The sequence below is a fragment of the Cryobacterium glucosi genome (genome assembly GCF_004402235.1).
Lineage (GTDB): Bacteria > Actinomycetota > Actinomycetes > Actinomycetales > Microbacteriaceae > Cryobacterium > Cryobacterium glucosi.
In genome coordinates, this window is sequence record NZ_SOFS01000038.1 from 14,153 (window position 1) to 27,757 (window position 13,605).

General features: G+C 64.8%; 10 protein-coding genes. 1 reads left to right on the plus strand and 9 read right to left on the minus strand.

Annotated features, from left to right (window positions below; all coding sequences use genetic code 11):
- Window positions 1-63: 63 nt before the first annotated feature.
- The 5 genes from E3O46_RS15295 to E3O46_RS15315 form a co-directional block, all read right to left on the minus strand.
- Window positions 64-1,992 (minus strand): glycoside hydrolase family 127 protein, encoded by a 1,929-nt coding sequence (locus E3O46_RS15295; protein ID WP_134562013.1) that lies wholly within the window; start codon window positions 1,990-1,992, stop codon window positions 64-66.
- Between the two features lie 17 nt (window positions 1,993-2,009).
- Window positions 2,010-3,698 (minus strand): amylo-alpha-1,6-glucosidase, encoded by a 1,689-nt coding sequence (locus E3O46_RS15300; protein ID WP_241975232.1) that lies wholly within the window; start codon window positions 3,696-3,698, stop codon window positions 2,010-2,012.
- Between the two features lie 75 nt (window positions 3,699-3,773).
- On the minus strand, window positions 3,774-4,592 hold the full coding sequence (locus E3O46_RS15305; RefSeq protein WP_134448293.1) for a carbohydrate ABC transporter permease: 819 nt from the start codon (window positions 4,590-4,592) through the stop codon (window positions 3,774-3,776).
- Window positions 4,592-5,575, minus strand: a complete 984-nt coding sequence (locus E3O46_RS15310) for a carbohydrate ABC transporter permease (RefSeq protein WP_134448291.1) — start codon at window positions 5,573-5,575, stop codon at window positions 4,592-4,594. Before E3O46_RS15310 ends, E3O46_RS15305 begins: the two co-directional genes overlap by 1 nt.
- Before the next feature lie 39 nt (window positions 5,576-5,614).
- Complete coding sequence (locus E3O46_RS15315) at window positions 5,615-6,862, minus strand: sugar ABC transporter substrate-binding protein (RefSeq protein WP_134558264.1); 1,248 nt, start codon at window positions 6,860-6,862, stop codon at window positions 5,615-5,617.
- 242 nt (window positions 6,863-7,104) lie between these two features.
- Here E3O46_RS15315 and E3O46_RS15320 point away from each other — a divergent pair, with 242 nt between their 5' ends.
- Window positions 7,105-8,118, plus strand: coding sequence for a LacI family DNA-binding transcriptional regulator (locus E3O46_RS15320; RefSeq protein WP_134448289.1), 1,014 nt, complete (start codon window positions 7,105-7,107; stop codon window positions 8,116-8,118).
- Window positions 8,119-8,171: 53 nt separating this feature from the next.
- Here the strand turns inward: E3O46_RS15320 and E3O46_RS15325 are convergent, their stop codons facing one another.
- The 4 genes from E3O46_RS15325 to E3O46_RS15340 form a co-directional block, all read right to left on the minus strand.
- Complete coding sequence (locus tag E3O46_RS15325; RefSeq protein WP_134562014.1) at window positions 8,172-9,029, minus strand: Cof-type HAD-IIB family hydrolase; 858 nt, start codon at window positions 9,027-9,029, stop codon at window positions 8,172-8,174.
- Between the two features lie 78 nt (window positions 9,030-9,107).
- The gene (locus tag E3O46_RS15330; protein ID WP_134562015.1) at window positions 9,108-10,535 is read right to left on the minus strand and encodes a glycoside hydrolase family 1 protein; all 1,428 of its coding nucleotides are present in this window, start codon (window positions 10,533-10,535) and stop codon (window positions 9,108-9,110) included.
- Between the two features lie 97 nt (window positions 10,536-10,632).
- Window positions 10,633-12,492 (minus strand): beta-glucoside-specific PTS transporter subunit IIABC, encoded by a 1,860-nt coding sequence (locus tag E3O46_RS15335; protein ID WP_134562016.1) that lies wholly within the window; start codon window positions 12,490-12,492, stop codon window positions 10,633-10,635.
- A gap of 201 nt (window positions 12,493-12,693) precedes the next feature.
- Entirely contained in the window at window positions 12,694-13,581 is an 888-nt protein-coding gene (locus E3O46_RS15340; protein ID WP_134448283.1) for a PRD domain-containing protein, read from the minus strand.
- Window positions 13,582-13,605 lie beyond the last annotated feature (24 nt).

The window sequence follows — 13,605 nt, forward strand, 5'->3', positions numbered from 1 at the left end:
AAGGCAACAGCTGGGAACGACGGCTCGTTGCGAGGCTGTCACCGGGCTCGCATCACACTCGGTTCAATGATCAGGGCGCGTCGCGACCGGGAGCCAGACGCGCATCGTGGACGGGCCACGGTTCGCCCAGTCGAAGTAGGGAATGAGCTCGACGTCACAGGCGGCATTCTCAGCCGTGAACCCGCCGTCGTGGCCATAGGGCCAGTCAGGATTCGGCGATTGGGCTGACTGCGCGTGCACCCGCGCTCCCCGCACGGTCTCGGTCAGGCCGACGCGATCGTTGATGGACACGCCTGCGAGGTCGTGTCCCTCCCGGAGGTCGCAGGATTCCAGGCACATCACGAGTGGGCCACGCTCGATGGCGACCGTTCCGCGGACCGCGTCGATCGACGGATGCGGGTGGGTCACCCGCGGCGCCATCGGCAGGTCGAGCGTCAGTTGATCACCTGCGCGGAAGGCGCGGCTGATGGTGACCGTCGATCCGGAGCAATCGACTCGTGCCCCGTTGAACGTGACGACGGCGCGGCCGATGGCCCACCGTGGGATGCGCAGGGAGACCGATGATTCCGCTTCCGGCGCCTCGCGGATGTGAACCGAGACGGTACCGTCGAACGGGTAGCCCGTTCTCACCTCGAGGGCGATCTGGCCGGTCGCAAGATTCGTCGCGACGTCATAGTCGCCGTACTGGTGCAGTTGCACCCCGATTTCCGTTGCGGTTGCGAAGTACAGGTTGACGCTGGCCAGGGTGCGGGCGATGTTCGTCGGGCAACACGACACCTCGAACCAGGGAGCACGAAGGCTGGACTGCGCGCGCGCGTTGATTTCATCCTCCTCCGGCACGGTACCGTCCACGCGCTGGTGAAGGGTGTTGGTGTAGAAGAACGCCCGGCCATCGGCGCGCGGGGAGGCGAGGATGTTGTTGAGGAGTGTGCGCTCGATGAGGTCCGCGTACTTGGCGTCGCCGGTCTGCAGCAACAGGCGCCAGCTCAGCATCACCGATGCGATTCCAGCACAGGTTTCCGCGTAGGCGCGGTCCGGCGGCAGCTCGTAGTCTTCGCCGAATGCTTCGTCGAGATGGTGTGATCCAACGCCGCCCGTGATGTACGTGCGCCTGGCCACGGTGTTGTCCCACTGCGCGGCCACCGCGCTCGCGAGCGCCGAATCGTCGGTCTCGACGGCCACGTCCAGGGCGCCCGAAGCCAGGTACAGCGCACGCACCGCATGACCGCGGAGAACGGTGGCGTCCCGCACCGGCATGTCATCGAGGAAATACTCTGCTCCGAACCTGTCGGGTACGAGCAGGCCGCGCCCACGACGTTCGACGAGGATGCGGGCGAGTTCGAGGTAGCGCGGCTCGCCTGTCGCTCGGGAGAATTCAACGAGGGCGACCTCGATCTCGGGATGCCCGCAGACGGCGTCACGACCGTCCGGCCCGAACTCGCCGTAGACGTGGTCGGCGAGACGCCGAGCCACCCGCACGAGCTCGTCATCGGAACCGGACCGTAGCCGCGCGACGGCAGCCTGGATGAGGTGCCCGAAGCAGTAGAGCTCGTGTCCCCATTCCAGGTTCGAATAGCGCGGCGGTTGCCCGGAGCGCCCGAAGCTCGTGTGCAGGTATCCGTCGGCCTCCTGGGCCGACTCGACACGGGCGACCAGGGCGCGGTATCTGAATTCGAGATCGGCGTCGGGCTTTCGTCCGAGTTCCCAGGCCAGAGCCTCAAGCAATTTGTACACTTCGGAGTCGACGAACTCGATCCCGGCGTGGTCGCTGCCGAGCGCGCCGTTGGCGGCGCGATCGAAGTTCCCGATCCACCCGATCCGCTCCATCCACCGCTGGCAGTGGTCAAGGATGACTTCGGAGTTCAGGGTTTGCTTCTCCTGCCAGAATCCCCCGGTGAGAGACACTTCGTCCGGTCCGAGTGCCCGCAGCGCGCTCGTCGACGGCCGCACGGGGCCTCCGCGGAGTGTCGGGGGTGCGATAAGAGAAGGCATGTGTCGTGTTCTTTCGGTCAGTTGTCGGACGCTCGGATGAACGCTTCGTGCGCGAGCAGGAGGTAGGAGCTCGCGGTCCAGGTGTATGCACGGTCGCGGAGACCGTCGCCGCTCAGCGCGTCAAAATTCTCAGCGAACCCCGACCTTTCGCAGAGGCGGCGAAAGCGCTCGCTGACGGTATCCGCGAGTGTCGTGAAGCCTGCCCTGCGTAACCCGTCTTCGACGATCACGGTGGAAGGCGCCCAGATCGGGCCCCGCCAATAGCCGTCGGATTCGTACAGCGGTGATGAGGGCAGCTCGGTCGCCGGTCCCCAATCGGTGAGATGACCCGCGATGGAATCGGCCACACGCTCGCGCACCTCCACCGGCAGGAAATCCGCCGCGACGATCGTCAACAGGTTGAGGAGGCTCGTCGTGGAACTCGTGCGCCCGCTCAGCGGGGCGCGGGCCACGAAGTGCTCGCCGTCCCAGAGCTCGGCCAGCAGGGCGGTCGCCATGGAGTCACGCTGGCCGCGCCTGCTGGCTCCGTCGTCCCGGCCCAGTTCGTCGGCGAGCCGCGCGAGAGTGTCGAGTTGCAGAATCAGGAAGGCGGCGAGGTCGGGGGCCTCGATGACGCGGTCGCGGTCGAAGGTCGAGGAATTGTCCCAACCGCTGTCATTGCCGTGCTGGTAGTGCGCGAGCTCGTGCCCGGCGATGCGCCGGGAGTTGAGCCAGAAATCCGTCCAGGCCGACAACTGGTCGTATACGGCCGCCAGGACGTCCACGGGAATGGCGTCGGGCATCCGCTGGCGCAGCTTGTCGAATGCCCAACCGTGAATCGGCGGCTTCACGAAGTTGTACAGGATTTCTGAGTGCGTCACGGAGTCGGGTAGAGCGCCGGAGGAGTCCTGGTGGTCGAAGATGAGCCGAAACTGGCCGAGCGCAGCGCCGGGATCGCCGGGGGCCAGGGCCAGCGCGTTGAAACAGTGGTCCCAGCTCCAGACCTTGTCCATCCAGTGCTTGGACATCAGGATGGATTCGTGCTCGAGGAAGCCGAGCGGGCGAACCGTCGCCGACCACATCACGTAGCCGGCGAGCGCAGCGGTCGGCGTGCGCGCGTCGCTCCAGCCCGCCACACGGTCCAGGTACCCCGCGAAGTCCTGGCGGGTCGACAGGACGACCTGGTCGAATGAGAGAGCCGGGCGATAGCTCGGCCGGGCGGACTCGAACTCCTCGATCGCCACTTCCCAGCCGTCGGCTCCGGAAACGACGACGTCACGGACATGCGCACCGAGGGCCTCGACGCCGTGCACGTCGAGCTCGCCGCGCAGGCTGGTGACCCGGTAGCGGCGACCCGTTTCGTAGGAGGTGAAGACGGCGGCGCCGTCCATCGGGTCGCGGAAGAGGTAGGAGCCCGTGAACGGAGTCAGCCCCGTCGACGCATCGCCAATCGTCAGGTCGACGCCGCGACCGCGGATGCGCAGGCAGGCCACCCCGTCGAAGGCCGCATCGATCTTTCCTTCTGCCGCGGTCCACGACAGGAGTGCAGGCGAGGCCGTGACGGTCGTCTCCGTCCGGACGCCGTCCACCTGCGGCACGAGAATGAAGACCGCGTGCATTCCGTTCTGGTGGGAGACCAGATGCAGGTCCTGATGCACGGTGTGCAGCGCAACGACGGGCGAGATGTCGAACCACGCTCCCCTCGCGCTGAAGGGAATGTCACGCACATCGAAGGCCGGCAGGTCAGGCCCCGACGGGGTCGGGTTGGGTGTGGGGACGGTGATGCTCTGGCCTGGAATGAGTCAGTCCTTTACTGCGCCGGCGGTCACGCCGGCGGCGACGTAGCGCTGGGCGACGATGAGCAGGATGGCCGCCGGTATGGACGCGACGACTGCGGTAGCCATGATCGCGTTCCATTGCGAGGTGTTGTTGCCGATGTACTTGTAGATGCCCAGGGTGATCGGCAGGAATTGCCCGCTCCGGGAGAGGGTCGACGCGAAGATGAAGTCGGACCACGCCCACAGGAAGGCGAACAGGGAGACCGTGATCGCGGAGTTCCGGCTCACGGGCAGCACGATCGACCGGAAGGTGCGCCACGGTCCTGCTCCATCGACCGTGGCCGCCTGGATGAGTTCGTTGGGGATACCGGACATGAAGGCAGTGAAGAGGAGGACACCGAACGGAACGGCGATCGTCGAATCAGCGAGGATCAGGCCACCGACGGTATTGAGGAGTCCGCTGTTCAGGTAGATGGCGTAGAACCCCATCGCCATCACGACACCGGGGATCATCTGCGCGACCAGCAGGATGAACGTGAGCGGGGCAGCACCTCGCAAGCGCAATTTGGCGAGCGCGTAGCCGGCAGGCGCGGAGATGACGAGCGTGACGACAACCGTGCCAAGGCCGATCAGGAGACTCGTGCCGAGGTATGGCAATTGCTGCGAAAGCACCGCGGTGTAGCCGTCGAGCGTCGGTGAGAATGGGAAGAGGTTGGGCGGTGAATCGCGCAGATCGCTTGTCTTCGTGAAGGAGACGTTGATCATCCAGTACACGGGAAAGAGCATGACAGCGGTGAGGAGGAGTCCGATCGCGGTCTTCCACCAGGAGCGTCGATGAGACATTATTTCTCCGTCCTGTTCTGAATGCGCAGATAGATGAACCCGAAGATCAGGGCGATCAGGATCAGGACGTTGCCCACGGCTGCAGCCGGGCTGAAGTCGGGGTTGCCCGTTCCGAAGGCCTCCCGGTACGACCAGGTGGCGAAGGTGGTCGAGGAATCCCCCGGGCCGCCGGCCGTCATGATCCAGATGATGTCGACGACTTTCAGCGTGTAGATCAGCCCGAGCAGGATCGTGATCAGCGAAACCGGACGCAGCAACGGGAAGGTGATCCGCCAGAATTTCTGCCACGCGTTCGCACCATCGAGGGAGGCAGCCTCGTAGAGGTCTTCGGGAATGTTTTGCAGACCCGAGTAGAGGACGACGAGGTTGAACGGGATCCCCAGCCAGATATTCGCGATGATCACGGACGCAAGCACCAGATCGGGCGAGGTCAGCCAGTTCACGGGTGCGACCCCGATCACGCTGAGGGCCGAGTTGATCACCCCGTTGTCCGAGTTCATCATGGACGACCAGGTCGACGCGGACACGATCAGCGGGAGCAGCCACGGGACCAGGAACAACCCTCGCAAGACGCCGTTGAGTCGGAAGTTGTTCCGGAAGAAGACGGCGAGGATGAGGCCGATGCCGAACTGGAACGCGATTGAGACGACGGTGAACAGCGCCGTGTTGGTCAGCGCCTTGGCGAACGTTTTCGATCCGAAGACGGCGACATAGTTTTCGATGCCGACGAACGCGGCATTGCCCTGCACGAAGGCGCGCGGGGTGTAGTCGTGGAGGCTCAGTTCGATGTTCCGATAGAGCGGGAACGCGTAGAAGATGATGAGGTAGGCGATGAGAGGGGCGACGAAGGCCAGGGCAACCCACTGGCTGGTGCCGAAAGAAGTTCGCCTCGATCTTTTTTTCGGGGGGAGTGGAGCGGATGTGCCGACCGCCCCACCCGCGTCGGGGCGTGCGGCCCCGACGCGGGCAGGAAGTGTGGTCATGGTGGGATGCCCTTCGTGTTCTCGGTGGGAGGCTTCGGTCTACTTGGCGATAGCTGCTGCGGCAGCGGTCTGGGCTTCCTTCAGCGCTTCCGTGGGCGTCATCGCACCGCTCAGTGCGTTCTGGATGGCGGTATAGACCTGCTCTGAGATCTTCGGGTAGTTCGCACCGAGGTTGTCGCTGGTGCGCCCCTTGGCTGCCTTCACGGCGTCGACCCACACCGAGAGTTCCGGGTGTTCGACAAGCAGGGCGGCCTGGCCTGCCGTGGTCGCGGGGATGTAGTACGCGAACGTGTCGGCGGTCTTGACCTGGCCTGCGGTGGTGCTCATGCATTCGACGATCTTCTTGGACACGTCGTAGCGCGCCGTGTCCTTCTGGGTCGGGATGACCATGAATTCGCCGCCGGTCGGTGCGGGAGCCGCTCCCCCGGCCTCGGCCGGGATGGTGATGTAGCCGGTCTTGAAGCTGGCCTTCGCTGCGCTGTTGACCTGCCACGTGCCGTTCACCGCGAAGCCGAAGTCACCGGTGAGGAATTCCTCCCAGTTGGTGTTCTGCGAATTCGTGATGACTGAGTTCGGCGCGAGGCCCTGGCTGACCCAGTCGGTCCACAGTGTCAACGCAGAAATCGCCTGGGTCGAGTCGAGCTTGTTGAGGTTGGCTCCGGCTCCCCAGAAGAACGGCAGGAACTGGAAGGTTCCTTCTTCGCTCGCGAAGCCGGCGAAGGTGATGCCCTTGTGACCGGCGGTCTTGACCTGCTGCAGGGCTGCGGTGAGGCTGGCCCAGTCCGTGACCGTCGCAGGATTGACGCCCGCCGCGTCAAGGACGTCCTTGTTGTAATAGAGCGCGAGGGTGTTGGCGCCGACGGGAATGCCGTACGTCTTGCCGTCGAGGACACCGGCCCCGAGGAGATTGGGGTCGATCGCGGATGTGTCGAGCCCGATGGACTCCATGTCGTTCAGGGCGCCAGTGTCTGCCAGGGTCGTCACGGCCGGGTTGTCGAGGAGGATGACGTCGGCTGCGGTGCCCTCCTGGGCGGCAAGAAGGGACTGGTTGGTCAGCGACTGGGAGTCGTACGCCGTACGTTTGATGGTCACGCCGGCGTCGACACCGCAGGCATCGATGCGCTTGGCCCAGTCGGAGCTGGCGTCGTGCTGGGGATACGGATCCCACACTGTGTACTCGGTGCTGCCGGCACTGCTGGAGCTGCCACCGGCAGCCGAGCATCCGGCCATGGCCAGTGCGAGGGTCGCGACCCCGGCGACGGCCATCGTGCTACGTACGAACTTCATTGTCATCACGTTTTTCCTTCATTGGAATAGGGCAGGAATATCAGAGCAGAATTGTGAAACAAATAAAACTAGTTTCAATAGGGCGAGGCTAGCACTGAGTTTCCCGGTACGTCAATCGGAATTTGTCTCTTTTGTCAGTGAATTGCGGGGCACGCGGGGTACAGTCTTTTCTCGTAGGGTTTCACGCGACTCGGCCGAACAATGATCGGCCTCGACATCGGTTTCAGAGGCGAAAGGACACCATGGGCAAGACGAATGACGCAGTCACCCTCGCCGACGTGGCGCGTGCCGCCGGCGTGTCCATTGCGACGGCGTCCAAGGCTCTCAACGGCAAGACCGTCGTGCGCGAGGCAACCCGGCAGCACGTCGAGGAGGTGGCCCGGAGCCTCGCCTTCACGCCCAACCCGTTCGCCCGCGCACTCAATTCGTCGATCACGGGCACCATCGGCGTCCTGACCGCAGACCTCGCCAACCGGTTCGTCGTTCCGATTCTTCTCGGCGTCGAGGACGCCTTCGGTGCGGACTCCACGTCGGTCATCCTCACGGATGCCCGGAACGACTCCATCCGGGAGTCGCACCAGTTGCGCACCCTCATGGCGAAACGCGTCGACGGCATCATCGTCCTGGGCGACAGTGACACGTCCCGCCCTTCGATCACGGAACAGGTGACGGTACCGGTCGCCTATGCGTTCGCCGCCAGCCAGGACCCGAAGGACTCCTCATTCACGACGGACAATTCCCAGGGCACCGACCTCGCCATCGACCACCTCGTCTCCCGGGGCCGACGCGGTATCGTCGCGATCAGCGGCGATCCCACCTTCTCGGCGGCCGTCGAACGGCTCACCGGCGCCACCCAGGCGATGAAGCGGCATGGCCTGCAGCTCGTCGGCGGTGAGAACCTGTACGGCGACTGGAGCGAGGACTGGGGCCGTCAGTGCGTGCATGCCCTCATCGAGGCCGGGCACCACTTCGACGCGATCTTCTGCGCCAGCGACCAGATCGCCCGGGGCGCCATCGAGCAATTGCGCGATGAGAACCTCCGCGTGCCCGAGGACGTCGCCGTCGTCGGCTACGACAACTGGGAACTGTTCAGCGTGCATTCACGCCCGCCGATCACCACGATCGACATGAATCTCCAGGAGCTGGGCCGGGCGGTGGCACGCGAACTCATCGACGCCATCAAGGGACAGCCGCATCCGGGAGTGCACCGTGTCCCGGTGCGCCTCATCCCGCGCGCATCCACGACGCGGCTCTGACCCCGTCGTTTCGCACACCGGCGACGCCGCGCCCTGTCGGTACCGGCATCCGCTCAGATCAGGCCATGGCGGCGGAAGGCGTTCCAGACCCCGTCGTCGAGCACGGCGGTGGTGACCTCGTCGGCGTGGGACTTGACCTCGTCGGTGGCATTGCCCATCGCGATGCCGACACCGCACACCTGGAGCATTTCGATGTCGTTGCTGCTGTCGCCGATGCCGATGGCGGATGCCGCGTCGAGGCCGAGCAGGTCGAGCAACTTCAGGATCGTGCTGCCCTTGTTCACCCCGCCCAGGGTCACCTCGCCGCTGCCGCGACCCATGTGGGGAATGGTGCCGGTGATGACGTGGAAATCGTCGCCGAGCGCGTTCGAGACTCGATCGAAGGCCCGAAGGTCACCGGCCAGGAAGACCGACTTGGCGATGCCCGTGAATGACAGCGGCCGCACGTCTCCGAAAGCCTTCAGGACCGGGTGTTCCTCGGCCCCGGTGACGGAGGCGAGGTCGGGCCGGGGATCACCCTTTCGTTCCCTGTCGTCCTCGAGGTAGGTCGCGAAGCGCGAGCGCACCCCGGGGCTCGGGTAGAGCGTGTCGTAGGACTGGAGGTAGAAGTCGTAGCCCGCGGCCTCGTAGAACCCGACCATTCGCGCCACCGCCGGTTCGGGCATCGTGCGGGAGATCACGACGTCGCCGCCGACTTCGGCGAACCCGCCGCCGGCGCTGATCGCCCCGTCGAAGCCGATGTCCCGGATCGCCGGGTAGATCTCCACCGACGCCCGCCCCGTGCTGAGGTACACGAGGTGACCGTTCTTCCGGGCGCTGCGCACCGCCTCGATCGACGATGGTGCGATCGCCTCGCCGGAGTCGATGAGGGTGCCGTCGACGTCGAGGAAGGCAATGCGGGGGGAAATCATGATCTGCTCCAGACGAGGCCGCCTCCGGGACAGTGCATCCAGGAGGCAGCCGACGGGACGAACCCGTTTGGTTCTACGCTATCGGGTGAGGCTCGCACCATTGGATCGGATGACCTCGGCGTACCAGTCGAACGACTTCTTCTTGAAACGGTCGAGGGTGCCCGTTCCGTCATCGTTGCGGTCGACGTAGATGAACCCGTACCGCTTGCTCATCTGTGCCGTGCTGGCGCTGACGAGGTCGATGCAGCCCCAGGAGGTGTAGCCCATCACGTCGACGCCGTCGGCGACGGCCTCGCCGACCTGCACGAGGTGATCGTTGAAGTACTCGATGCGGTAGTCGTCGATGACGGTCTTCCGGCCGTCGACCGTGACGAGCTCATCCTTCGCTCCGAGACCGTTCTCGACGATGAACAGCGGCTTCTGCCAGCGGTCCCAGAACTGGTTCAGCACGATGCGCAGGCCGACCGGGTCGATCTGCCAGCCCCACTCGGATGCCTTCAGCGTCGGGTTGGCGACCCCGGGGAAGATGTTCCCTTCGCCCGTGACACGATTCGATGTGTCGGCGGTTTCCGCCACGCTCACGTAGTAGCTGAAGGAGACGAAGTCGACGGTGTTCTCCTTGAGCAGTGCCCGGTCGTCGTCGGTGATCACCAGTTCGACGCCCTGGTCGCGCAGGCTGCGCAGGTAGTACCCCGGGTATTCTCCGCGCACGTGGATGTCGCCGAAGGCGAGGTTGGTGCGCTCGGTGGTGAGCGAGGCCATCACGTCGTCGGGATCGGGCGACAACGGATAGACCGGCATCGCGAGGATCATGCAGCCGATCAGGGCGGACGGGGCGAGCTCGCGGGCGGCCTTGGTCGCGAGCGCACTCGCCACCAGCTCGTTGTGCACGGCCTGATACAGGTCGGTCCGGGTGAGCTGGTCCTTCGGTGTGTTGATGCCGCCAGACAACAGCGGGGCGTGCAGCACGGAGTTGATCTCGTTGAAGGTGAGCCAGTACTTCACCCGGGCGCCGTATCGGGCGAAGAGCACCCGCGCGTACCGCTCGTAGAATCCGATCAGGTCACGGTTGACCCAACCGTCGTAGGTCTCCGTCAGGTGCAGCGGGGTCTCGTAGTGCGAGATGGTGACCAACGGTTCGATGCCGTGCTTCTCGCACTCGTCGATGACGCGGTCGTAGAACGCGAGGCCCTCCTCATTGGGCTCCGCCTCGTCGCCGAGCGGGAAGATCCTGCTCCAGGCGATCGAGAAGCGGAAGGTCCGGAAGCCCATGTCGGCGAACAGGGCGATGTCCTCGGCATAGCGGTGGTAGAAGTCGATGGCCACCTGCTTGAGGTTGTCGTCCGTGGGGCCCGCGGTGCGCGGCGTCGTGATTCCCTGCGGCATGACGTCCTGGATGGACAGGCCTTTGCCGCCCTCGTTGTATGCACCCTCGATCTGGTTCGCGGCGGTCGCACCGCCCCAGAGAAAGCCCTGCGGGAATGTGACGGGTGTTGAATCGGTCATTCGTGTACTCCTTTTACTACTGACTACGTATTACGCAGATGGCCGGTGGAGGAGCAGCCGAGCCGCTCCTCCACCGGGACGTACAAACCGCCCTCGCTTACTTCGCGGTGGCCAGTTCTTCCTCGGCGATCGCCAGGAAGAGGGGGTCTCCGTGCGCTACCGGGCCCGAGGCTGGTGAGCCGATGGCCGGATACTTCTTCGGGTTCGTGATGATGACCGGCGTCGTGATGTCGTATCCGGCTGCCGTGATCGCGTTGATGTCGAACTCGAGAAGGAGATCGCCGGCCTTGACCTGCTGGCCCTTCTCCACCTTCAGGGAGAAGTACTTGCCACCGAGCTTGACCGTGTCGATGCCGACGTGGATCAACACGTCCGCTCCATCCGCGTGCTGCAGCCCGATGGCATGCCCGGTCGGGAATGCGGCTACGACGAGAGCGTCGAACGGGGCGTAGACGGCGCCGACACGGGGAATGATCGCAACACCCTTGCCGAGGTCGCCGCCGGCGAAGACGGCGTCGGGAACCTCGCTCAGTGCAACGGCGGTGCCGTCGAGCGGGCTCAGCACCTCGAGGTCGGTGCCGTCCACGACTGCGGCGGCCTCGTTGGCCGGATCCTTGAATCCGAGGATCACGGTCAGGCCGAACGGCACGATGATGGCGACGAGAAGGCCCAGAATCAGCATCACGGTGTTTCCGGTACCGAACAGGGCTGGCAGCGCCAGCAGCGAGGGCAGCACGAAGGCGTTCGCGGCGACGCCGCCGGCCGAGATCAGGGCTCCACCGAGGACACCACCGACGACTCCGAAGACGAACGGCCGCTTGAGCGGCAGGTTCACGCCGTAGATGGCCGGCTCCGTGATACCGGCGAGGAAGCCCGACAGGGTGGCCGGGGCAGCGAGCGACTTCAGGTTCGAGTTGCGGGTGCGCACCCAGACCCCGGCGACGGCCGCAGCCTGTGCCAGCACCGCGGCGAAGAGCGGCGCGGTGATGTAGATCAACCCGGTGCTCTGCAGTTCGGCGGTCATCAGCGGGACGAAGCCCCAGTGCAGGCCGAAGATGACGAAGACCTGCCAGAGGCCGCCCATGATGGCTCCACCGAGCCAGGGCACGACCGTGAAGACCCAGCCGATACCGCCGGCCAGTCCCGTGCTGATCAGGTTGGAGAGCGGGCCGATCACCAGGAAGGTGAGCGGTACCAGGATGATCACCATGATCATGGGTGTCACGAATCGGCGGATCGCGGCCGGCAGTGCGGCGTACAGGAACCGCTCTCCGTGACTCTGCAACCACACGATGACGATGATCGGGATGACGCTCGAGACGTAGCTGACCATCGTCACCGGGATGCCGAAGAAGGTGATGTCGGGCACGCCGTTGAGCGCGACGATCGAGGGGTACACGAACGAACCGGCGATGGCGAGCGACGTGAACTGGCTCGCGTTGAAGTACTTCGCCGCGGTGATCGCGAGCGCCAGCGGCAGGAAGTTGATGAAGGCATCCGAGAGTGCGTTCAGGATCGTGTACGTCGTCGTCGTGTTGTCGATCCAGGCGAACGTGACCGCTGCGGCCAGGAAGGCCTTCAGGAGGCCGGTGCCCGCGAGCGCCCACACCAGCGGGGTGAAGATCGCCGAGATCATCGCGATGAAACGGTTGACGAGGTTGCCCTTCGGGCCGTCCTGGGCGGCCTGGCCGCCGGAGGAGGAGGCGCCGCCGAGCTTCGAGATCTTCGTGATCTCGGCGAAGACCTCGGGTACCTCATTGCCGATGACGACCTGGTACTGACCGCCGGCCTCGGCCGTCGCGATGACGCCGGGGGTGGCCTTGACCGCCGCCTTGTCGACCTTCGCGTCGTCCTTGATGACGAATCTCAGCCGCGTCGCGCAATGCACGAGCGACTGGACGTTTTCTTCGCCGCCCACACCCTTGAGGACCGCAGCTGCGGTCTTGGAGTAGTCCATCGGTCTCATTCACCTTCCGCCGCGACATCGCGACTTCCATGCTCAGGAAGCGATCAATCGGTGTTTTGGGCAAAAAAAAGACCTGAACTCATTCATCGCCGTACTGGCGATGCGAGTTCAGGTTTTGCCCGCTGATGCGGTAACAATCCGAAAATGCTTCCACAGAGCGTCGTCGCCCTGCGGTCTCAACGTAGCACACGATCAGGTGGCGGCGCCATCCACCATCTGGTTCGCCAGTCGCTCGACGTGCACGATCACGTACAGGAGCTCTTCGTCGGTGAGGTCGGAGCCGGTGGCGGCACTGACGTACGACTTGACGTCGGCGGCGATGGCGTAGGAGCGGGGGTAGCTGTGTTTGGCGAATTCGAAGAAGGACGTGTCCGAGCCGCGCAACATCGACTTCGCCACCAGCCGCTGCAGGAGGAATTGGATGTGCAGGATGAACCGCGCGTAGTCCGGGCTCGCCGTGTCCAGGTGCACGCCGAGGCCGCCCTCGACCGTCGTCACCACGTGCTGCACCCGACGGAAGAGCAGTGCCGCGGTTCCATTGGGCTCGTCCCTGGTCGCGTTGAGGAGATGCATGGTGAGGAACACCGCTTCCTCGTCCGGGAGGGCGGTGTCCAGGCTGGCGCTGACCGATCGGGCCATTGCCGTCGCGGCGTCGAACTCCTGCGGATGCAGGACGCGTAATTCGGGCATCGACGTCGTCGGGATGCGGATGCCTTTCTGCATCCGTTCGAGCACGAATTGGATGTGGTCGATGATGGCGAGCGGCAATCGGCGACCGAGGCTTCGGCCCAGGGTCCGTTCCGCCTCGTCGACCGCCCGCGTGACCGCTTCGATGACCGGGTACGGCACGGACGCGAGGAGTTGGCGGGCATGGTCGGCTTCACTGCCCTGATCGAGGACGAAGGTCTTCTCGACCTTGGCGGGATCGATCGTGTCGCTGGGAAGCAGTTGGAATCCCAGCCCGCGTCCCATCAGCACGCGTTCCTGACCGGACTCGTCGATCGAGATGACGACGTTGTTGTTGAGCACCTTGTGCACCACCTTGTCCGGTGTGCGTGCTGCCCCGTCTTGCCTCGCCATAACGCTAGTTTAGGGCGCTCGCCT